This is a genomic window from Rhodococcus sp. IEGM1428 (assembly GCF_050321865.1).
Classification (GTDB): domain Bacteria; phylum Actinomycetota; class Actinomycetes; order Mycobacteriales; family Mycobacteriaceae; genus Rhodococcoides.
The window spans coordinates 14,014-35,425 of record NZ_JBNQFW010000011.1 but is presented as its reverse complement, the minus strand read 5'-3'; the positions used below and the strand labels follow the sequence as shown (position 1 = coordinate 35,425).

At 63.2% G+C, this 21,412-nt stretch carries 21 protein-coding genes; 16 read left to right on the top strand and 5 right to left on the bottom strand.

Going from position 1 to position 21,412, the window contains the following annotated elements; all coding sequences use genetic code 11:
* The first annotated feature begins 27 nt into the window (after window positions 1–27).
* Complete coding sequence (locus ACQR3T_RS27890) at window positions 28–351, top strand: hypothetical protein (protein ID WP_428695721.1); 324 nt, start codon at window positions 28–30, stop codon at window positions 349–351.
* Here the strand turns inward: ACQR3T_RS27890 and ACQR3T_RS27885 are convergent.
* The gene (locus ACQR3T_RS27885; protein WP_428695720.1) at window positions 316–1,122 is read right to left on the bottom strand and encodes an MOSC domain-containing protein; all 807 of its coding nucleotides are present in this window, start codon (window positions 1,120–1,122) and stop codon (window positions 316–318) included. The genes ACQR3T_RS27890 and ACQR3T_RS27885 overlap by 36 nt on opposite strands.
* 21 nt (window positions 1,123–1,143) lie before the next feature.
* On the opposite strand from ACQR3T_RS27885, the gene ACQR3T_RS27880 reads away from it, so the two are divergent.
* Window positions 1,144–1,716 (top strand): isochorismatase family protein, encoded by a 573-nt coding sequence (locus ACQR3T_RS27880; RefSeq protein WP_032380294.1) that lies wholly within the window; start codon window positions 1,144–1,146, stop codon window positions 1,714–1,716.
* Here ACQR3T_RS27880 and ACQR3T_RS27875 read toward each other — a convergent pair.
* Window positions 1,713–2,315: a hypothetical protein gene (locus tag ACQR3T_RS27875; protein WP_032380295.1), complete on the bottom strand. Its 603-nt coding sequence runs from the start codon at window positions 2,313–2,315 to the stop codon at window positions 1,713–1,715. The genes ACQR3T_RS27880 and ACQR3T_RS27875 overlap by 4 nt on opposite strands.
* A gap of 61 nt (window positions 2,316–2,376) precedes the next feature.
* Between ACQR3T_RS27875 and ACQR3T_RS27870 the strand changes: the two genes are divergently transcribed.
* Window positions 2,377–3,780, top strand: a complete 1,404-nt coding sequence (locus tag ACQR3T_RS27870; protein ID WP_032380771.1) for a glucose-6-phosphate dehydrogenase — start codon at window positions 2,377–2,379, stop codon at window positions 3,778–3,780.
* Window positions 3,781–3,953: 173 nt separating this feature from the next.
* Window positions 3,954–4,106: a hypothetical protein gene (locus ACQR3T_RS27865; RefSeq protein ID WP_155290872.1), complete on the top strand. Its 153-nt coding sequence runs from the start codon at window positions 3,954–3,956 to the stop codon at window positions 4,104–4,106.
* A 60-nt stretch (window positions 4,107–4,166) separates the two neighbouring features.
* On the opposite strand, the gene ACQR3T_RS27860 is transcribed toward ACQR3T_RS27865, so the two are convergent.
* Entirely contained in the window at window positions 4,167–4,373 is a 207-nt protein-coding gene (locus ACQR3T_RS27860) for a PspC domain-containing protein (RefSeq protein WP_032380296.1), read from the bottom strand.
* A 286-nt stretch (window positions 4,374–4,659) separates the two neighbouring features.
* On the opposite strand from ACQR3T_RS27860, the gene ppk2 reads away from it, so the two are divergent.
* The 3 genes from ppk2 to ACQR3T_RS27845 all read left to right on the top strand — a co-directional run bounded on the left by ppk2 (window position 4,660) and on the right by ACQR3T_RS27845 (window position 8,653).
* Window positions 4,660–5,604, top strand: a complete 945-nt coding sequence (ppk2, locus tag ACQR3T_RS27855) for a polyphosphate kinase 2 (RefSeq protein ID WP_428695719.1) — start codon at window positions 4,660–4,662, stop codon at window positions 5,602–5,604.
* 1,020 nt (window positions 5,605–6,624) lie between these two features.
* Window positions 6,625–7,458, top strand: coding sequence for an alpha/beta hydrolase family protein (locus tag ACQR3T_RS27850; RefSeq protein ID WP_428695718.1), 834 nt, complete (start codon window positions 6,625–6,627; stop codon window positions 7,456–7,458).
* A 223-nt stretch (window positions 7,459–7,681) separates the two neighbouring features.
* Complete coding sequence (locus ACQR3T_RS27845; RefSeq protein ID WP_428695717.1) at window positions 7,682–8,653, top strand: alpha/beta hydrolase; 972 nt, start codon at window positions 7,682–7,684, stop codon at window positions 8,651–8,653.
* On the opposite strand, the gene ACQR3T_RS27840 is transcribed toward ACQR3T_RS27845, so the two are convergent.
* Entirely contained in the window at window positions 8,654–10,726 is a 2,073-nt protein-coding gene (locus ACQR3T_RS27840; protein WP_428695716.1) for a prolyl oligopeptidase family serine peptidase, read from the bottom strand. It lies immediately after the preceding gene.
* A 115-nt stretch (window positions 10,727–10,841) separates the two neighbouring features.
* Here ACQR3T_RS27840 and lpdA point away from each other — a divergent pair, with 115 nt between their 5' ends.
* Window positions 10,842–12,257: a dihydrolipoyl dehydrogenase gene (gene lpdA, locus ACQR3T_RS27835; RefSeq protein ID WP_027498423.1), complete on the top strand. Its 1,416-nt coding sequence runs from the start codon at window positions 10,842–10,844 to the stop codon at window positions 12,255–12,257.
* 68 nt (window positions 12,258–12,325) lie between these two features.
* Here the strand turns inward: lpdA and ACQR3T_RS27830 are convergent, their stop codons facing one another.
* Entirely contained in the window at window positions 12,326–13,375 is a 1,050-nt protein-coding gene (locus tag ACQR3T_RS27830) for a M48 family metallopeptidase (RefSeq protein WP_428695715.1), read from the bottom strand.
* Window positions 13,376–13,582: 207 nt separating this feature from the next.
* On the opposite strand from ACQR3T_RS27830, the gene ACQR3T_RS27825 reads away from it, so the two are divergent.
* The 8 genes from ACQR3T_RS27825 (at window position 13,583) to ACQR3T_RS27790 (ending at window position 21,407) form a co-directional block, all read left to right on the top strand.
* The gene (locus ACQR3T_RS27825; RefSeq protein ID WP_428695714.1) at window positions 13,583–14,398 is read left to right on the top strand and encodes an MlaE family ABC transporter permease; all 816 of its coding nucleotides are present in this window, start codon (window positions 13,583–13,585) and stop codon (window positions 14,396–14,398) included.
* A 94-nt stretch (window positions 14,399–14,492) separates the two neighbouring features.
* Window positions 14,493–15,272, top strand: coding sequence for an ABC transporter permease (locus ACQR3T_RS27820; protein ID WP_230594755.1), 780 nt, complete (start codon window positions 14,493–14,495; stop codon window positions 15,270–15,272).
* Between the two features lie 2 nt (window positions 15,273–15,274).
* Window positions 15,275–16,312 carry an MlaD family protein gene (locus tag ACQR3T_RS27815; protein WP_428695713.1) on the top strand — a complete coding sequence of 346 codons (1,038 nt, stop codon included), beginning with the start codon at window positions 15,275–15,277 and terminating at the stop codon, window positions 16,310–16,312.
* Window positions 16,309–17,316 (top strand): MCE family protein, encoded by a 1,008-nt coding sequence (locus tag ACQR3T_RS27810; RefSeq protein ID WP_032380303.1) that lies wholly within the window; start codon window positions 16,309–16,311, stop codon window positions 17,314–17,316. Before ACQR3T_RS27815 ends, ACQR3T_RS27810 begins: the two co-directional genes overlap by 4 nt.
* Window positions 17,313–18,323 (top strand): MlaD family protein, encoded by a 1,011-nt coding sequence (locus ACQR3T_RS27805; RefSeq protein WP_428695712.1) that lies wholly within the window; start codon window positions 17,313–17,315, stop codon window positions 18,321–18,323. The genes ACQR3T_RS27810 and ACQR3T_RS27805 overlap by 4 nt, the downstream gene beginning before the upstream one ends.
* Complete coding sequence (locus tag ACQR3T_RS27800) at window positions 18,323–19,432, top strand: MCE family protein (protein ID WP_155290871.1); 1,110 nt, start codon at window positions 18,323–18,325, stop codon at window positions 19,430–19,432. The genes ACQR3T_RS27805 and ACQR3T_RS27800 overlap by 1 nt, the downstream gene beginning before the upstream one ends.
* Window positions 19,429–20,466 carry an MlaD family protein gene (locus tag ACQR3T_RS27795; RefSeq protein WP_428695711.1) on the top strand — a complete coding sequence of 346 codons (1,038 nt, stop codon included), beginning with the start codon at window positions 19,429–19,431 and terminating at the stop codon, window positions 20,464–20,466. Before ACQR3T_RS27800 ends, ACQR3T_RS27795 begins: the two co-directional genes overlap by 4 nt.
* The gene (locus ACQR3T_RS27790; RefSeq protein ID WP_428695710.1) at window positions 20,463–21,407 is read left to right on the top strand and encodes an MlaD family protein; all 945 of its coding nucleotides are present in this window, start codon (window positions 20,463–20,465) and stop codon (window positions 21,405–21,407) included. Before ACQR3T_RS27795 ends, ACQR3T_RS27790 begins: the two co-directional genes overlap by 4 nt.
* Window positions 21,408–21,412 lie beyond the last annotated feature (5 nt).

The window sequence follows — 21,412 nt, the reverse complement described above, 5'->3', positions numbered from 1 at the left end:
CGCGCCATACCGTTACTCTAGGTAACTATGGTCGCCACGATCGAGATCGAATTCGCTCCGCATTGGGTGAACGCGTCGCTGGTGCGCACGTTGGCGCGCCCGTTCGTGACGATCGACGGCGTCGAGCATCGGCAGTCGTGGACCGAGCCGTCGACGTATGCAGTCGAGCCAGGTGCCCACGAGGTGACGTCGTTCATCCGATACCGCGGCACGAACGCTGCACTGGGAACCGGCCGTCGAACGGTGACTGTGCAAGCAGGGCAACAGGTTTCGATGTGCGCTCGCAACGGCTGGGCCAATCATATGCCGTTCGAGCTAGAGCTCCGACGCGCCCCAGGTCTCGACGAGTAGTTCGTCGCCGATCGACACGGTGCCGTTCTGCAGCACCGAGAACTTCGCTCCGAAGGCCACGCCCTTCTGCCGCGCGCGGCGGTAGGTGGCCAGAGTGCGCAGGGGTTCGGGGCCGCCCCGCTCACCGGTGGTCTGCTCGACCGTGGTCACCGCACACCGGATGGCCAGTTTGGTGTAGGTGAGGCGAGCGGACCCGATCCCGACCTCGCGAACCTCGTCTTCCCGATGCGGTTCTTCCCAGCCGTCGACGACGATGTTCGGGCGAAATCGATCCATCGGCAGTGCGACGTCGAGTCGGGAGTTGAGACCGTCCAGCGTGGCGGTCGAGAGGATGTGCACGGCGGCGCTGTCGGCGAATTGTGCTGACCCGGGCGAGATTCCATCGGTGACTCGGCCGTGGTCGCGTGGAGCGGCGACCAGCCTCGACGGTTCTCCGATCACCTCGGAGAGCCAGGCGGCAACCTCGTCGCCCTGATCGATCCCTCGCATCGGTGCGCGGAACATCGTGATGTCGCGCGACGCGGAGTCCCGATCGACGGACACGGTCATCGAACCTGCCGATGCGTGTTCGAGAGTCAACGCCCCGTCCGTCATCGAGCACCGAACGACCGCGAGAACGGGATCGCTGCGCTGACTGCGAAAAGCGCCGTCGTCGTCGACGATCATGAATGCGCGATCGTGTTCGAGCCCGGTGGCACTCACAGAGGCCGAATTCAGTGCGACACCTGCGCATCCCTTGACGGGGTAGGTGACCAGAGACGAGATGCGCACGCGTCGAGGATACTGGGCTCCATGACACGTGCTCTGTTGGTAGTGGATGTGCAGAACGATTTCACCGAGGGCGGCGCGCTCGCGGTGACCGGCGGTGCGGAGGTGGCGCGCAAGGTCAGCGCGTACCTGGCGCGCCACGGCGACGAGTACGACCTCGTGGTGTCCTCGCGCGACTGGCACGATGCGGAGGGCGACAACGGCGGACACTTCGCTACCGATGCCGCCCCGGATTTCGTCACCACCTGGCCGGTGCACTGTGTGGCGGGCACGGTCGGAGCCGAGTATCACCCGGACTACGCGACCGGTTCGGTCGACGTGCACGTCTACAAGGGTCAGGGGAAGCCGTCGTACTCCGCGTTCGAGGGCGTCACCGAGGACGGGACACCTCTGGCCGAGGTACTCGCCGCCAACGAGGTCACTGCCATCGACGTCGTCGGACTTGCGACCGACTATTGCGTGCTGGCGTCGGCGAAGGACGCTGTGACCGAGAAGCTCGACGTCCGCGTTCTCACCGACCTCGTTGCGGGAGTTGCGCCCGAGACCTCCGCTGCGGCCCTCGACGATCTGCGGGCGTCCGGTGCGGCGGTGGTCTAACCGTCGATCGTCGTGGTGATGAGGGTGACCGACGGTGCGGCGGGGGTGCTTCCGAAGCCGAAGGTCACCGGGGGAGTGACCGGGGTGAGTGTCCCGAGGTCCTCGCCCTGCCACGATGCCGAGACGTCGGTGACGCGGTGTTGCCCGCGCGCACCGTAGTACTCGCGTCGGCCGCCGCCTGCGCTGCCGCGGGTGCGTACTCCCCGCAGTATCACTCGGGCGATGGGGTCGCTGATCGCGCAGAACCACGGCGCCGTGGACACCGCGTCGGGAACGAGGCTCAGCGCGCGCCCGAGCAGGGTGGGTCCGGCAACGCGGATTCTCACCGACAGATCGCCGGCCTGTACCGACCGCCAGTTGTCGGGCTGAGCGGCGAATGTCACCGGCACGATCTCGGTGGAGTCGAAGGTGTATGTGGCGGTGACGAACTCCCGAACGTCCTCGTTGGGCGCGACGAGCAGGCGTCTCCCGTCGGCGAATTGGATCATGACGTCGGTGAACTCGCCGAGTGGCGATCGAGTCCAATGTCCGACGACGATTCGCACACCCGACGCTGTGCCTACCCCGTAGATCTCACCGTGAAACCGTGATCTTGTCATCGTGCACCCTTACCTCGTCAGCACTGTGCGCTCCCAAACCATGCGGTGCATAGTGGAGGTCATGGCGTCCTCTCAACCCACTGTATTCGTCCTGTTCGGCGCAACCGGAGATCTCGCGAAGCGAATGGTCCTGCCGTCGTTCTACCAACTTCACCTCGAAGGCCTGCTGCCCGAGAAGTGGGTCCTGATCGGCAACGGGCGTAAGGACTCGTCCGACGACGAGTTCCGCGATCATGTCCGCAGCGTGCTCGACGAGTTCGTCGAGAACGTGGCCGAGGACGATTGGTCGGCATTCTCCGAGCGAATCCGCTTCGCGGGCAACGGCTTCACCGTCGACGATCCCGGCAAGCTGCCCGAGGTCGTGGCCGAGGTGAAGAAGGACATCGGCGACGACGCCCAGTTGGTGCACTACATCGCGTTGCCGCCGAGCACCTTCGTCGACTACACGAAGGCCCTCGGTGCACACGACCTGGCCGACGGTGCCCGGGTGGTCTACGAGAAGCCCTTCGGCACGTCGCAGAGCAACTTCGAGGAACTCGACAAGGCCGTCCACGAGGTGGTCGACGAAAAGCAGGTCTATCGAATCGACCACTTCCTCGGCAAGGAAGCGACGCAGAACCTGCACGTGGCGCGGTTCGCCAACGGAATGATCAGTGGCATCTGGAACGCCGAGCACGTGGCGCAGGTACAGATCGACGTCCCCGAGACGCTCGACATCGACGACCGTGCCGAGTTCTACGACGCCACCGGTGCCGTGCTGGACATGCTCGTCACGCACCTGTTCCAGGTCGCGGCCGAGGTCGCGATGGAACCGCCCGCATCGCTGAAGGCCGATGATCTGCAATCGGCTCGCGAGACGGTGATCGGACAGTTCCGGCCGCTCGACACAGCCGAAGTGGTTCTCGGTCAATACGACGGTTACCGCGACGTCGAGGGCGTCGACGAGAACTCGAACGTCGACACGTTCGTGGCGGCCACGTTGTGGGTCGACACCGACCGCTGGCGTGGGGTTCCGTTTCTGCTCCGCACCGGAAAGATGTTGGGTGTCAGCGAACAGCGCGTCTCGTTGGTGTTCCGCAAGCCGGCCGACAGTCCGCTGGGCGAGCTGCCGGAGGACGGCGCGGTGCTCTCGTTCGACCTCTCCGGCGACGGCAGCATCGACATCGCCATGACGGTCAAGGAGCCGGGTCCGGATTTCGACCTGTCCGTCGGACACCTTGCGCTGCCGCTCGAGTCGGTGCCCGATGCCGAGCCGCTCAGCCCGTACGCGCGCCTGATTCTCGATGTGCTGGGCGGCGACCGATCGCTGTTCACCCGGCCCGACGGTTTGGCGCACGTATGGGACGTGGCTGCGCCGTTGCTGAACGACCCGCCCGCGGTGCAGAGTTATGCGCCCGGTTCGATGGGTCCTGCCGCGGCCGACGAACTCGCGGCACCGTGCGGGTGGTTGATCACCGGAAAGTGACGACGACCGATCGGATTCTGCTCCAGCGAGTAGGTTTCGTGTCGCCAAACAGTCCGTAGGTCCTTTTTGTCCGAAACCGTGGACCAGGCTGTGTTCGGAACGTTATGTTTCACCCCGCCTGGTCACACGTCCGGACCGGGCCTCAGTCCTGCCTTCGAAAGGTAACCATTCTCATGCTTCTCGATCTCATCACCGGTCTGCTCGGCGGCGGCACCGACGGCGGCGGCCTCGGCGGAATCATCACCGACGGCATCGCCGCAGGCATCTCCGACGCGATCACCGGTCTGTTCACCGGTAGCGCCGAGGGAATCTCCAGCGCCAGCTAGCCGCAAAGCCCCGGCCCGGTTCGTTCGGGTCCGGGGCTTCGTCGTGTTCGGGCTGCGCTGTCATGCACGACGCGGCACTAACATCAGGGCCGCGAGGTAGATCAGCACGACGGTACCGCCGGTCAGGACCGCTCCGGCGACGGTGGCGAGTCGGACGACATTGACGTCCCAGCCGAAATATTCGGCGATGCCGCCGCACACACCTCCGATCATCTTCTGTGAACTGGACAGGGTGAATTCTCTGGGTGAACCGCTCTCGAATGTCATGGTGAAAAGTCTGCGTCATCAACGGCTTTCGGCACATCGGGGGTTTCACCCATATCGACCCCGATATACGGATGGTCCGAAAACGCAGCGTGAACAAGATTCTCGACTTTTCCCGGTCGAGCCCTGGACCGGAGGCTTCGGCGAGGGTTACGGTCGCACCTGATCGGACGCGCGCGTGCCCGGCCCGTCCCCCTTGCGGGCCGGGGCGACGCGTTGCGTGCCGCAAGTGTCAGTTGTTCACCGAATCGCCACGGATTGGTCACCGAGGAGCACTAACTTTCGGCCCATGACCGCCAACGATCTTCGCAACGGTGAGACTTCGCGCACCGACCTGAGCGAACTGCTCGACGTCACCACGGCCGTGGATCTTGCCGATACGTCGGGTTTCACTGTCGACGACTCCGATGACGACGACCCGGTTCTGCTGACGGTTCCCGACGGGCACGTCGTGGATACCTGGCGGGAGAACTACCCGTACGACGAGCGCATGACCCGGGCGGAATACGACCTGGAGAAGCGCCTGCTGCAGATCGAACTGCTCAAGCTGCAGATGTGGACCAAAGAGACCGGTCGACGTCACGTCATCATCTTCGAGGGTCGTGATGCTGCCGGTAAGGGTGGCACGATCAAGCGTTTCATGGAGCACCTGAACCCCCGCGGTGCCAGCGTCGTCGCCCTGGAGAAGCCGTCGGCCCGTGAGTCGACGGAATGGTACTTCCAGCGGTACATCGCGCATCTGCCCGCCGCAGGCGAGATAGTCATGTTCGACAGGTCCTGGTACAACCGGGCAGGTGTGGAGCGCGTCATGGGTTTCTGCACCGACGAGCAGCACGCTCAGTTCGTCCGGCAGGCTCCACTGTTCGAGCAGATGCTCGTGGACGAGGGCATCAGTTTGACCAAGTTCTGGTTCTCGGTGTCGCAGCACGAGCAGCGCACCCGCTTCGCCATTCGTCAGGTCGACCCGGTGCGGCAATGGAAACTCTCGCCCATGGACCTTGCATCGCTGGACAAGTGGGACGCGTACACCGCTGCGAAGGAAGAGAACTTTCGCGCTACCGACACCGACGTCGCACCGTGGACGGTCGTCAAGAGCAACGACAAGAAGCGCGCCCGCATCAACGCGATGCGTTTTGTGCTCAACAAATTCGACTATGCCAACAAGGACCCCGAAATCGTCGGTGAAACAGACCCATTGCTCGTGGGGCGCGCGAAAGACGTGATCGGCGAATAGTTTTCGACCGGAACGCGGTGCGCTTACCGGCAAAACGTTGCGGTACCGACTCTTCGGGATCTCGAGTTGGTACCGGGTACTGCACCGGAGGTGCGTGTGCGGTAGGAACGAGGTAGGTCGTATCACCTACGGCTGTACGTACACACGAGCATCAGGAGATCCCATGGGTTCAGCAGCGCAGTTCATTTCCGACATTGCCACCGGAGTCTACGACGGCATCGTCGATGCGATCGTCGACCAGATCGTCGGCGTGCTGACGTCGGGTAGCGCCGCTTAAACAGTGCGTGACGTGCCGCGGTCGCCGTCGGGGGGCGGCCGCGGCATCGGCGACGTCGTGACCGTTTTGTGATGGCTCACTAAGATTTTCGACTTTTAGTCCCAAATGCGTATACAGAACGTTATCTGGTCGGGTAGAAATCTTCTTGCAGAGGTAATCGAGTGACGACCGTCACGTTCGATCTGCACATCCCCCTCTATCAAGGAGTCTGTCGCATGTCCGCTGAACTCGGTGACCTCTTCACAATCCTCCTCCAGCTCTTCTCGGGTATCAGTTCCTCCTCGGACTGACCGACCGCCGCGCCGTGGGCCTGAAGGCCCGAACGGCTGACCGCAGTCTCTCGTCCGACGAACTTGCAACGGTTCACGATGCTGTGTCGGCATCGAATCGCCCTCTCTCGAAGGAGTTTTCATGGAATTGCTCGCAATCCTGCTGCAGTTGCTCGCCCTCGGTAGCTCGGAAGGTACCGGCTCGGCCCTCGAGGTCCCCGGCCTGCCCTCCTGATTCACGGCTTCCTGACCAACGGCTTCGAGCCGGGCCCGACGTACCGTCGGACCCGGCTCTCGTCGTTCGAGGCGTCATGCGTTCGATCGAAAAGATCTGTACGACTCGATGATTCACCAGCGATCCGGTAGACCCGAGCCCTATCGCCGCTGCGGCCGGTAACTCCCGGCCGATCATTCGGTGAGGTAGACCCTCAGGGGATGGACAGTCGAAATCCCGCTCCGTCATAGGGTGGGCCGATGCAGACGGTTCCGATTCAGATGCCCGACGGTTCGACGGTGCCGGTGTCGCTGTTCCCCGGCGAAGGACGTGACGACGCGCCTGTGATCGTCGTCCTTCCCGGCCTCGGCATTCCCGGGGGTTACTACCGTTTGTTCGCCGAGGCCCTCGTCGCGCGCGGGTTCCATGCCGCGATAGGCGACCTACGCGGTCAGGGCGACAGTGTCCCGAAACCGAGTTCGGCGAGTCGGTACGGCTACCAAGAATTGGTGTCGGTCGATTTTCCGGCGATCTTCGAGGTGGTTCGGGAGCAGTTCCCGGAGGCGACGCCCTACCTTCTCGGTCACAGCATGGGTGGGCAGCTCGGGTCGATGTACGCCGCCCGTATCCGCGGCAGGCTCGGCGGGTTGATTCTGGTGGCGTCCGGTTCGCCGTATCACCGTGGCTTCGGCACGACCCGCGGCGTGCCGCTGTACGTGGGCGCGGCCGCCATGGCGATCACCAGCAGCATCGCCGGATTCTGGCCCGGGGACCGAATCGGTATCGGCGGCTTCGGTCGTCAATCGCGTGTCCTCATCGACGATTGGTCCCGATTCGCGCGCACCGGATCGATCGAGCCGGCGGGGGCGGACATGGACTACGAGGAGCGCATGGGCCGGCTGACACTTCCGGTGCTCGCGGTGACCATCGAAGGTGACGACCTCGCCCCGCGCGGCTCGATGGACAACCTCGTCCGCAAGCTCGTTCGTGCCGACGTCACCTCGAAGCACGTGGACGAGCCGCTCGGGCACAACGGCTGGATCCGTAACCCCACCGCGGTGGCCGACCTCGTCGCCGAGTGGATGCACAAGTAGATCACTCGAATTAACTTTTGGTTTTCTGCCCACTACTCGTCATTTCTACATACTTTCGGTTCGTTTTGGTGTAGAAAGCTTTTGAACCAACAATTGTTCGACGACGTTAGTGGGCACGACTATGAACGGCGTGGGGGATTCTATTCGTCGACGCAGGGGTGGGACGAGGGTCGTCCAGTCGTCCGGAGGGCGCAGACTGGCAGTTCTGTGTGTGGCCGCCTGCATGACGGCAGTGGTGCACCCTCTCGCGAACGCGACGCCGATCGACCCGCTGTCGATTCCGTCCACATCGTCCTACGTGGTGCGCACCGAGGCGACCGACGACGTGGCCATGACCGCGTTCGTCCACTCGGCGGCGATGGATCGAACGATTCCCCTCAAGATTCTGCGCTCACCCGACCGGACGGCACCGAGTCCCACGCTGTACCTGCTCAACGGTGCGGGCGGCGGAACCGACGGAATGGACTGGTACACCCAAACCGACGTCGTATCCTTCTTCGCCGACAAGAACGTCAACGTAGTGACGCCCGTGGGTGGGGCCTACTCCTACTACACGGACTGGCAGCACGACGATCCCGTCCTCGGCCGCAACAAGTGGGCGACGTTCCTGGCGGACGAACTGCCCCCGCTCATCGACGACCTGCTGGACACCAACGGGCGCAACGCCATTGCCGGTATCTCGATGGCGGCGACCTCGGTACTGAATCTGGCGATTCGGAATCCGGGGCTGTACAAGGCCGTCGGCTCGTACAGCGGCTGTGCTTCGACGACCGATGCGTTGGGGAATTCGTACGTCAAGACGGTCGTGTCCATGGCGCTCGGTGCGAACGTGGCGAACATGTGGGGACCGGACAACGACCCGGATTGGATTCGCAACGATGCGGTGGTCAATGCCGAAAGTCTGCGTGGCACAGCGCTGTACGTCTCCAACGGCAGTGGTCTGGCCGGAGCGTCGGACACTCTGGACGGGACCAATCCCAACGGACCGGGCTTCGTGCTGCTCAACCAGATGGTCGTGGGCGGTGCGATCGAGGTGGCTACCGGCGACTGCACTCGGCGTTTGAAGACCGCCCTCGAACGGCTCGACATTCCGGCTCATTTCGAGCTCCGTGACCGGGGTACCCACTCGTGGGGTTACTGGCAGACCGACCTGCACAACTCGTGGCCGATGTTCGAGGCCGCTCTCGCCGGGTGATCAGCGGTCTCCGCCTAGGTGTCGCCACAGAAACTCGTAGGTCAACGCCGTCTTGAAGGCCAACTGCGCGTTGTCCGACGCCCCGCCGTGGCCGCCTTCGATGTTCTCGTAGTAGCTCACGTCGTGGCCGAGTTCGGCCAGCGATGCGGCCATCTTGCGAGCGTGTCCGGGGTGGACGCGGTCGTCCCTCGTCGACGTCGCGATCAGGATCGGTGGGTACCGGCGCTCCGACGCGGGCACCACGTTCTGGTACGGGGAGTACTGCGAGATGAACTCCCACTCGTCCGGGTCGTCCGGGTCGCCGTATTCGGCCACCCAGGACGCGCCCGCGAGCAGCAGGTGGTACCGCTTCATGTCCAGTAGCGGGACCTGACATACCAACGCTCCGAACAGTTCCGGGTACTTCGTCACCATGATGCCCATCAACAGGCCGCCGTTGCTACCGCCCTGCGCGGCCAACCGATCGGTGGTGGTGATGCCTCGGGTGACGAGATCGCGTGCGACAGCCGCGAAGTCCTCGTGCACCAGATGGCGTCCGGCGCGCAGTACCTGGGTGTGCCAGGACGGCCCGTACTCGCCGCCGCCGCGGATGTTGGCCACGACGTAGGTGCCACCACGTTCGAGCCACGCCCGTCCGGTTGCGCCGCTGTACCCGGGGGTCATCGAGATCTCGAAGCCGCCGTAGCCGTACAGGAGCGTGGGACCGGGGCCGGAATCGGCGCGGCGGACGACGAAGTAGGGGATCTGTGTTCCGTCGTCCGAGCGGGCGAAGAACTGCTCCACCGTCATACCGTCGGCGTCGAAGAACGCCGGGGCCTGCTTGAGGATCTCGAGTTCTGCTCCCACCGTGCCGAGTAAAAGCGTCGCCGGAGTGAGATAGCCGGAGGAGGAGAGAAAGAACTCGTCACCGTTCTCCTCGGCGTCGGTGCCGACGATCTCGGTGGACGTCAGGTCCGACAACCCGTCGATGGTGGTCGCGTCCCACTCCCTCGTGCGCGTTTTGCGTCCTTCCAGGTACGCAAAACGCGCACGAGGGGTCAGGACGTGCAACTGCGTTCGTACGTCCTGCAGCGTCACCAACAGTAGGTAGTTCTCGGTCCAGGCGTACTGATGTAGAGAAGTATGCTCGTCCGGGGCGAACAGAACCGTCAAAGATGCTGTGCCGGAAATGAACTCGTCGAAATCTGCAGCGAGCAGTGCGCCGGCAGGGTAGGTGGTGTCGCCGACGGTCCACGGCGTCATGGTCCGAACCAGCAACCACCTCTCGTGCACCGAGGTCGACGCGTCGGTGGGCGTCGGGATCCGGGTCAACGTGGACCCGTCGAGTACGTAGGTCTCGGAGTTGTAGAAGTCGGTGGCCCGCTGGACGAAGTCGCGCTCGAAGCCGGGGGTGCGGTCGTGCCAGGCGGAGATCGAGATGTCCTGTGCTTTACCCTCGAAGACGGTCTCGGCCTCGACGAGGGGAGTACCGCGCCGCCACCGCTTGGTGATCCGCGGGTAACCCGACTCGGTCAGTGACCCGTCCCCGAAATCGGTTCCGACGAAGACGGTGTCGGCATCGATCCAACCGATGTCGGTCTTGGCCTCGGGCAATGCGAAGCCGCCGTCGTCCGGGGCGCGGAACGCGCGGGAGTCGATGTCGAATTCACGGACCACCGTCGCGTCGGCCCCGCCGCGGGAGAGGGTGATCAGAGCCAGTCGCTGATCGGGGCGCAATACCTGGGCACCGCCCCAAACCCAGTTCTCGCCCTCGCCCTCGGCCAGTGCGTCCAGGTCGAGAAGAACGTCCCACACCGGATTCTCGGTTCGGTATTCGTCCATCGTGGTTCGACGCCAGAGACCGCGGATGTGCTCGCCGTCGCGCCAGAAGTTGTACAGGAACTGCCCGCGGCGTCGTGCGTACGGAATGCGGGCGTCGGTGTCGAGAATCTCTCGGATGCTCGCCTCGGTGGCCTCGAAGGCCGGACCGCTCAGCGCCTCGACCGTCACCTCGTTCTTCTCGCGCACCCACGCGAGCGCAGCGTCGCCGGTGACGTCTTCGAGCCAGAGGTACGGGTCGTCCGAAATTGCCATTCCACAGTTCTAGCAGCAGACGCGTCCTCGGGTCGGCCGGCGATCGAGAGGCTACCGACGGGTAACGAAGACCAGGTCGAGACAGTGCGGCAGAGCACGACTACGCTGGGGCCTCGTGACCTCACACTATGACGTCGTTGTCCTCGGAGCCGGTCCCGGTGGGTACGTCGCTGCTATCCGCGCGGCACAACTCGGACTCAGCACTGCCATCATCGAGAAGAAGTACTGGGGCGGTGTGTGCCTGAACGTCGGCTGCATCCCCTCCAAAGCCCTTCTCCGTAACGCCGAGTTGGCGCATCTCTTCACCAAAGAGGCCAAGCTGTTCGGTATTTCCGGTGAAGCGTCCTTCGACTTCGGCGCGGCATTCGACCGCAGCCGCAAGGTTGCCGACGGCCGCGTCAAGGGCATCCACTTCTTGATGAAGAAGAACAAGATCCCCGAGTACGACGGCCAGGGCACGTTCACCGATGCCAACACCATTGAGGTCGAACTGACCAAGGGCGGCACCGAGACGATCACGTTCGATAACGCGATCATCGCGACCGGTAGCACCACCAAGCTGCTCCCCGGAACCGAGCTGAGCAAGAACGTCGTCACGTACGAAGAGCAGATCATGACCAAGGATCTGCCGGGCTCGATCCTCATCGTCGGTGCCGGTGCCATCGGCATGGAGTTCGGCTACGTGCTCAAGAACTACGGAGTCGACGTCACCATCGTCGAGTTCCTCGATCGGGCGCTCCCGAACGAGGACAAGGACGTCTCGAAGGAAATCGAGAAGCAGTACAAGAAGCTCGGCGTCAAGGTCATCACCGGTGCAGGCGTGCAGAGCATCGACGACGACGGCTCCAAGGTCACCGTCGAGATCAAGCACAACAAGTCCGGTGAGAGCGAGACCTTCACCGTCGACAAGGTGATGCAGTCCGTCGGATTCGCTCCTCGCGTCGAAGGATTCGGCCTCGAAAAGACCGGCGTGGAGCTCACCGATCGCGGTGCCATCGGCATCACGAACACGATGCAGACCAACGTCCCCCACATCTACGCCATCGGCGACGTCACCGCCAAGCTCCAGCTCGCCCACGTGGCCGAGGCACAGGCCGTCGTGGCTGCCGAAACCATCGGCGGCGCAGAGACATTGCCGATCGACGACTACCGCATGATGCCCCGCGCCACGTTCTGCCAGCCGCAGGTCGCCAGCTTCGGTCTCACCGAGGACCAGGCCCGCGAAGAAGCGCAGGCTCGCGGATCCGACATCAAGGTCGCGAACTTCCCGTTCGCCGCCAACGGTAAGGCCCACGGCCTGGGCGACGCGACGGGCTTCGTCAAGCTCATCGCCGACACCGAGCACGGCGAGCTGCTCGGCGGCCACCTCATCGGACCGGACGTCTCCGAGCTGCTGCCCGAGCTGACCCTGGCTCAGAAGTGGGACCTGACGGTCAACGAGCTGGCCCGCAACGTCCACACGCACCCGACTCTGTCGGAGGCACTGCAGGAAGCGATCCACGGCCTCGCAGGCCACATGATCAACTTCTGATCCTCTCCCCGGAACACAACGGCGGCGACCACTTCGGTGGTCGCCGCCGTTCGTTCTGTGTGCTCTGCCTACGACTTTCGCCAGTGATCGAAGCGGCCCTTGATGTCCGACGCCACGTCGCCGATTCCGTTGCCGACGGCGTCGACGGCACCGGTGAAGCCGCTACCGATGTCGCGCACCGTCTTGATCAGCGGATCCTCCGAGGTGTCGAAGTTGTTCTTGTAGGTGCGCGCTGCGTTACGGAACTCCTCCGACGCCTTGGCCTCGTGGTCGGTGGACCTGCGCGGGTAGTCGCCCCGCAGTACGGTCGCGTACTCGCCGCTGTCGACCCACTTCTTCAGCTCGGCGGCGCGCAGCACGGAGAAGGGATGTGAGAGGAGTTCGAGATTGAGCAACTTGAGTACGCCGTCACGCAGATCCCCACTGGACTCGTACTCGGCAGCTTGCTCGAGGAATGCGTCGACGTCGATCTCGCTGATGCGTGCGCCGCCCGCCAACTTGAGCTGCACGCGGATCGCGGTGTGCACATCCTGTCCGCACAGCAATCCTGCTCTGTCGCCGGATAATTCGGACTTGCGCTGCCATTCCATCAGTCCCGCGATGACCGCGCGTAGGGCCCAGCCGCCCACCGGAACCCAGCCGACGGTGCCGGCGAGGCGCATCAGGTGCATGAGAACGGTGCGGTACACCGCGTGACCGGACAGGGCGTGGCCCAGCTCGTGTCCGACGACGAATCGCTGCTCCTCGTAGGTCATGATGTCGAGCATTCCGGTGGTCAGGACGATGAACGGGCGATCCATGCCTATGGTGAACGCGTTGACCATCGGCGACTGAACCACGAACAGTTCGGGTGTCTCCTCGGCCCCGAGAATCTGCACGCAGTCGCTGCGTAGATCGTTCAGGTCCTTGAATTGGCGCTCGTCGACGCGAACCGCGGTCGCGAGGTACATCAAGCGATGCTGTCGTTCGCGCAACAGACCCGACAGCGTGCGCAGAACGGTGTCGAACCCTTTGAGGGTGCGCAGTGTGACCAGGGCAGCTCGGTCCGACGGGTGTTCCCACGTGCGAGAAGAGATATCGGGAAATTCGATGCGGGTGCGATCCGGAGGGGTGGTCAATCTGTTTCTCCCAGCAGTCGGTGGAAAATTAAAGTATCAGTAAAGCGGGGCGAGTGGTCCGAACTCGAATCATGAAGCAGTGCTATCGATTCTGTGAACAGTCATAGCTCGGCTGCTGATGAAAACGTCACTTGGTCGAGTGCAGGCTGGTAGCTTTCGATTCTGCGCGGGGGAGTCGCGCTTCTCGTAAGGCCTGGGGGTGGGGAATTGTCGTCGCGAACTTCGACGCTCGCGCGCGTCAGCGACGGGGTGTCCGGTGGATTCAGAACATTCGGTCAGACCCTGGAACTGGGCGTACTTGCCTTCGTTCACCTCTTTCGCGATGTCGCCACGCTGCGTCATCCGTGGCGCGACACCATCGACCAAGCCTGGTTCGTCGTCACCGTCACGGTCATTCCAGCAGTGTTGGTGTCCATTCCGTTCGGCGTCATCGTCTCCGTCCAGGTCGGCAGTCTCACCGATCAGATCGGCGCGACGTCCATCGCGGGAGCCGCAGGTGGCCTCGGGGTGATTCGCCAAGGTGCCCCGATCGTTGCGGCGCTGTTGTTGGGCGGTGCCGCAGGTGCGGCGGTCGCTGCCGACCTGGGAGCGCGCACCATCCGTGACGAGATCGATGCCCTGTCCACGATGGGAATCGACCCGGTGCGCAGACTCGTTGCGCCGCGGCTCGCAGCCATCCTGCTGGTGGCGCCGTTCCTGTGCATCCTCATCATCTTCATGGGGTTGGCCGCAGGCTATGCGATCAACGTTGGCTTTCAGAGTGGGACGCCCGGCAGCTACATCAGCTCGTTCGCGTCCTTCGCTTCGGTGGCAGACCTCGTCGTAGCTCTGGTGAAGACCGAAATATTCGGAGTCATCGTCATCATCGTCGCCTGCCACCGTGGGTTGTCCGCCGCCTACGGACCGCGAGGCGTCGCCAACGCGGTCAACGCCTCCGTGGTTCTCGGTGTGGTGTCCGCGTTCACCGTCAACGTCGTCATCACTCAATTGGTTGCGATGTTCATGCCACAGAAGTTGGGCTGAGATGGCAACTCCTTCTCGGTACACAGTGCACGGCACCGCCCATCTCACGCGTGGCGTCAGATATCTCGGGCGCAAGCCGTTCGATGTCCTCGAAATGCTGGGTCATCAGCTCACGTTCTGCGTCAAGGTGCTGGCGGCCATCCCCCACACCGTTCGCTCCTACCAGCGTCAGATGCTGCTCATCCTCAGTGATATCACCTGGGGCAGTGGCAAATTGATCGTCGGTGGCGGAACCGTCTCGGTTCTGGTGGTGTTGGGTGTCGCGGTGGGTGCATCCGTGGGAATCGAAGGATTCAATTCCCTCGGCATGGTGGGCATGGAGCCGTTGACCGGTTTCATCTCGGCGTACGCCAGCACCAGGGAACTGGCACCGATGATCGCGGCCATCGGATTCGCGACGCAGGCCGGATGCCGGATGACGGCCGAGATCGGCGCGATGCGTATCTCGGAAGAAATCGATGCGCTCGAAGCGCAAGGGATTCAGTCGATGCCGTTCGTCGTCACCACCCGAGTGATCGCGGGAATCGTCACGATCGTGCCGCTCTACCTGCTGACACTCATTCTCAGCTACGTATCGTGCGCCGTGGTGGTTCGCGTGGTCGGCGGACAGTCGTCCGGCACGTACGACCATTACTTCAGCGCATTCCTGCAGCCGATGGATGTGCTGTTCTCACTGCTCAAGGCGGCTGTCTTCGTCGTGACGATCATCCTGATCCATGGCTATCAGGGGTACTACGCCTCGGGTGGTCCGGAAGGTGTCGGCCGCGCCTCGGGTCGCGCGATCAGAGCCAGCCTCGTCGCGGTGGTGGTACTGGACATGATCATGACGTTGGTTCTGTGGGGATTCGACTCGGGCATAAGGATTTCGGGGTAGAGATGGCAGTGTTCGACGATCTGACGGGACGATCGGCAGGTCCCGCTGCGCTTCGACTGCGAGGCCTTGCGGTTGCGGTTGCGGCGGCTGTGCTGGCCGGCGGCCTCACGGCGTATGCGCAGGGTGCCTTCGACTCGCCGTTCGGGCTGACTCTGGACGCAGCGTCGGTCGGGGACGGTCTGACGCCTGGGTCGGAGGTGAAGTTCCGCGGTGTGTCGATCGGAACGGTGGACAACATCGAGACCGTCGGGTTCGGACGTCAGAGACTGCAATTGGAGATCGATCCGAGCCAGGCGGGTGAGCTGACCGACACCATGCAGGCGCAGTTCTCGTCGTCGAATGTGTTCGGTTCCACTGCAATCGAATTGGTGTCGGACGGGACGGGAAATCCCCTCGCCGCGGACTCGACGCTCGAGATATCCGGGAACCAGCGGGGTGCAACTGTCACCGGTGTGTTCCGGCGAGTCGCCGACCTCACCGCAGTTCTCGACACCGATCAAGTGCAGCATCTGCTGGACGTCATCTCCAACACCTCTGTCGAGGTGAGTCGAAATCTGAAGCCGTACTTCGATACTGCACAGATGATGGCGGACCACCAGATCGATCCGTTGGCCTGGAAGCTGCACCGAGGGGCAGAACTGGGTGATGGAATTGCGAACTTGATTCCGCCCCTGCTCGACCTGGTGGTGGGAGTGGTGGACAAGAGCGTGTACGTGGAGGCCCCCGAAGATCGGGCCAGGACCATCGCTGCCAACGACGGCCTGAGCGATCAGTTGATGGTTCCGGTGGGCGACTTGCTGAAGAAGAACAATCCGGACCTGACCCGACTGCTGTCGACGACGCTCGATCTTCTCGTGCCCATCACGGCATCGATCGGCACGTTCGCACCCAGCTACAACCGGGTGCCACAGGTGCTCGACGGCATCTCCGACGCATTCCCCATCGTCGACGGCAAGCCGCAGTTGCAACTCGATCTGATTGCCAAGACCATGCCCAATCTGGCCGGAGCCGTTGCGGCACACGAGGAGGCGAACAGGTGAAGAAGGTAGCCGGCCCAGCGATCAAACTTCTCGTCTTCTTCACGGTGACCGCGCTGTGTGCGGTGATCATCGTTGCCGCCCTTCGCACTCCGGTCACCGGGCCGCTGTCGTCCTACGGCGCGGAGTTCGAAGACGTATCGGGGTTGTACGCCGGTGACGACGTGCGCATGTCCGGGGTGCAGATCGGCAAGGTCTCGTCGGTCGAACTCGACGGAGCCATCGCCCGAGTCGAGTTCGAGATCGAAGGCCAGCGGCCGATCTTCGCCAACACGCAGGCCGCTGTCCGTTATCAGAACCTCCTCGGGCAGCGGTATGTCGAGCTGATCCAGAAGGACGCCGCCGCAGGTGCCCCGCTGGCGGCCGGCGAGACGATACCGCTGGATCACTCGATTCCGTCGTTCGACATCTCCACACTGTTCAACGGTTTCGAACCGATCTTCGACACCCTCGACACCGCGCAGCTCAACCAGTTCACGGAGAACATTCTCCGCATGGTCCAGGGTGATGGTTCCGGCCTGGGGCCGGTGCTCCGGGACGTGGACCGCATCACCCAGTTCGCGGTTCAGCGCGAGTCGATCATCGGACTGCTGATCGACAATCTCGGCCAGATCTCCGATTCGATCGGTGGTCAGTCCTCCTCCGTTGCAGACCTTCTCGAACAACTGCACGGTTTGGTGTCGAAGCTCAGTACCCAGATGGACGGGGTACTGGCCTCGTTGGACCAGGCCAACTACGGGCTCGCCCCGTTCGTCGGTCTGCTGGAGAGCTTGCAAGATGCGTACGACAACAGTTACGCACCGGTCGACGGTGCGCTGCGTCGGTTGCTTCCTCAGACCGATCAGGTCACCGAGTTGCTCGCGCTCACACCGTCCCTGTTGACGGGACTGAACGCAAGCATCCCCAAGCCGGGCAGCCGGACCTACACCTGCAGTCATGGGCAACAAGACATCCCGGGCATCGGCCAGATAGTGCTCGGCGGACAAAATTTGGTGGTGTGCAAATGACACGCGTGGTTCGCAAGGGTGTTCGCGACGAGCAATCGGAGAACAAGACCCATTTCTTCTGGGGCACGGTCGGCGTCGCGTTCGCTGTGGTACTCCTCCTCGCCGCGGCTGCGCTGTACACGATCCCGTTCGGCGAGCAGACCTACACTGCGGAGTTCGGTTCGGCAGCAGGGGTGAAGCCCGGTGACGAAATCCGAATCGCCGGTATCTCCGTCGGTTCGGTGCGCTCGGTCGAACTGGCGGGTGATCATGTCGACGTCGAATTCAGCGTGCACTCGGACGTTTTTGTGGGTGATGCGTCGACGATGACCGTGAAGTTGCTGACACCGATCGGTGGTCACTACGTGATGCTCACGTCGCACGGCGACGGCGAACTCGGCTCGACGCCGATCCCTCCGGAACGAGTCGAACTTCCGTACGAGCTGTCCGACGCGATCCAGCAGGCAACACCGCTGGTCCGCGATATCGACGGAGCGACGCTGCGCCAGACCGTGGCCGAGTTGGACGAGGCCGTCAGCACGCAGCCACAATCGACGCGCGCCATCGTAAACAATCTGTCCTCCCTGACCGACGTGATCGCCACTCGCTCGGACCAACTCGAACGCGGACTCGTCGTATCGGACGAGTACGTCGGCGCGTTGGCAGCCGATCGTGTGATGCTCACCGAGCTGGTAAGTGAACTCGGCACTCTGACAAAGGGATTCGGTGACAAGCGCGCAGACGTCGTCAGCGCCTTCGACCTTCTGGGGCGAATGTTCAAGCTCTTCCACCGACCCGTGGTCGCGTTCGAAAAGGGGCTGGAGCCGTCGATCGTCCAACTCGAAGAGATCACCCAGAAGCTCTTCGCGCAGCTCGGTGACTTCGACGGAGCGATCACGACCATGCAGCAAAGCACCGACGGCCTCGCCGCCCTGATCGGCGGGGGCGAAGGCCCCGTGATCGATCAGTCACAGGACACGGTCGTCGGTGTCGGCGTGTGCATTCCATTGCCGGGGAGAGTGTGCTGATGAGACGCAGAACCGTGCGGATCGCCGTAGCGGCAGCAGTGGTGGTCACGCTTGTCGGTTCGGTCGCATCGGCGACCGCGGTCATCGACACCGCCTCGACCAGTTCCTCGCTGTGTGCCGAGTTCGGCGACACGGTCGGGTTGTACGAGGGCAATTCGGTGACGATGCTCGGCGTGACCGTCGGAACGGTGAAAAATATCGAGAACACCGACGGCGCAGTGGTGGTCACGATGGATGTCGACGACGGTCTCAGGCTCCCCGCCGACGTCGGGGCCGTGACACTGTCGAGCTCGATCGTCACCGATCGGCACGTGGAATTCACGAAGCCGTACACCGACGGACCCGAGCTCGATCGTGCGAACTGTATCCCGTTGGAACGCACTCGAACCCCGCTGGGGATCAGCGACACCCTCGACGCCGTATCGGGGCTGGCGTCGGACCTGCTTGGTCCGGCCGACGCCGACGGCAAGCACGAGGAAATACTGGGCGACACACTTCGTTCGGTCGATGGTTCGCTACGAGGATCCGGCGCCCAGCTCAACGACAGCCTGCGCCAACTGGCCCAACTGGTCGGCGATCCGGCCGACCGTGACACGACCGTGCGGCGACTGATCGACAACCTCGACGGTCTGATCGATACATTCGTGGTGAGCTGGCCCGAGGTGGCGAAGCTGCTCGACAACCTCAAACGAGGAATGATCACGCTGTCGGAGTTCACCCAGTCGTTCGGCACCACTGTCGCCCTCACGACCGAATTCATTCCGCCACTTGCGCGCAACGTCGCCAAGTACGACGACAAGGTCTACGCATTTCTCGACCAGGCGGCCCCCGTGGTCGATGTGCTGCTCGGACGGGTGGGCGATATCAAGGACATTCTGGAACAGGTGCCGACCATAGGGCAGAACTTGATGACGATGTACGACAACGACTCCAAGAGTGGTCGCGTGATCTATCACCCGCCGCAGTTCGAGATCGACACGAACTCGCCCAACGAGGTCTGTGCGCTGCTCAACAAGTACGCACCGACGTGTTCGGCGAACCAGCAGCGCGGCGATGTCATCGACGTCGGATTGGTGCAGCTGGTACTCGGTTCGGCGGGATGGCGATGAGGCGCGTCGCCGCCGGGCTGTGCTGTGTTGCGCTGCTGTCGGCGTGCAGCGTCGACCCGGCAGACCTTCCGATTCCCGGTAGCTACGTGTCCGGAGACAAGTACTCCCTGAAGATCGAATTCGCCAGTGTCCTCAATCTTCCCGAGAAGGCGAAGGTCATCGTCGAAGGCGTCGATGCGGGCGTTCTCGACAAGGTCGACCTCGTGGGTTCCACTGCTGTGGCGACGGTCGACCTGTCCGCCGACGTTCAGCTACCCACCGACACCGTCGCCGAGCTTCGGCAGTCGTCGATTCTGGGAGAGATCTACATCTCGCTGCAGCCACCGGCCGATGCCACGGTGAGCTCGGGTTCGGGCTCGGGCTCGGAGGGACCGTTCCTTCGAGATGGTGACGTGATTCCCATGGAGCGGACGGTGCCGGCCGACAACGTCGAGGACGTGTTGCGAGGACTGTCGAACATCGTGACCGGCGGTCATTACGTGCAATTGCAGGAGGCGGTCAACAATGTCAACGCCGCTGTTCCTCCGGATCCGGCCGAGGTCGACAAGATCAATCTGGCCGCTCGGACTGCGCTGACCGATATCGGTGACAACACCGGCGAGATCGATCGGATACTCGCAGCGGCGGAGGGAGTCTCGAATACCGTTGTGTTGCAGCGTGACGGTGTCGAACGCGTGCTCGAGCTCGGGCCGAAGCGATCGGAGGGCCTGTCCGAGGTCCTGTTCAGTGTTGTACACATGATCTTCATGCTGGGATACATGTCGCAGAACATCGGTGACGTTCTCGCGGGCCCATATCCGGAACTGAAGGATGCCGTCGACATCATCGCGCCGGCTCTGATCACGATCTCGAACGCCGACACCACGGTGCCGATGAACGTGGACAAGGCCAATACCCTGTTGCGAGAGCGCTTGATTCCGTACTTCGAGTCCACGCCCAACATTGCAGTTCGGTCGGTGTCGACCGACCGAGGTCCGAGCGCCCTCGCCGACAACATGATCGGGATTCTGCGCGGCATCGGGATCGTCCGATGAAGCCGGGCACACTGGTCTCGCTCGTTGCGCTGGTGGTGATGACGGTGGCCAGCGTCGGGTACCTGGTTGTCGGTGTACTCGACATCGATCCGACCCGAGCGACCGACCACGTGGTGGTCCACATGGAGTCCTCCGGCGGACTGATGGATACCTCGCAGGTGACATCCCGCGGAATCCAGGTCGGCCGGGTCGAGTCGATCGCCGTGGTGCCGAGTGGTTTGGACGTCACGCTCGCGCTCGACGCTGCCCACCGCATTCCGAAGGACTCGGAGGTGGTCGTCGCAAACCTGTCTGCCGCGGGCGAGCAATACATGGATCTACGCCCACGAGGGACGGGCGGGCCGTACCTCACGGACGGGGACGTGATCGGCATCGATCACGTGCGCGCGTCCGTCACCGTCAGCGAAGCACTGAGCCTGGGTGATTCCCTTGCATCACAGCTGGATACGAACGCATTGACGGGATTGACGGAGACCGCGTCGGCGGCGATCGACGGTCGTGAAGGCGACGTCGACCGTCTGGTGGAAGCCTTCCGATTCCTGGCGGCGACCCTGCGCGACAAGAGCGGCGAAATTCGACGCCTGTACGACAACGCTCAGCAAGCGGGACGCAACGCCTACGGATACGGCCCGGTGATGACCGACGCCGCACCGTACGTGGGTGCGACGGGCGCGGGTGTGGCGAATCTGCTCGAGGGATTCAACCAGTACGCCTACGTCGGCGCGGACGTCTGGGACGATCCACTCGGAAAGATCGGACCGAAGATCGACCAATATCTCACGCCTCTGTCGCCCGACTTGGCGCTGATCGCAACGCTTCTCAAGCCGTACACCGAACCCATCAAGCCGATGCGGGTAGATGCGGGTTCCATCGTGGACGTATTGCAGACGGTGTTTCCTCCGGGTGGCCCGGCGAAACTCTCCGTAGAAATTCCGAACTGACAGGA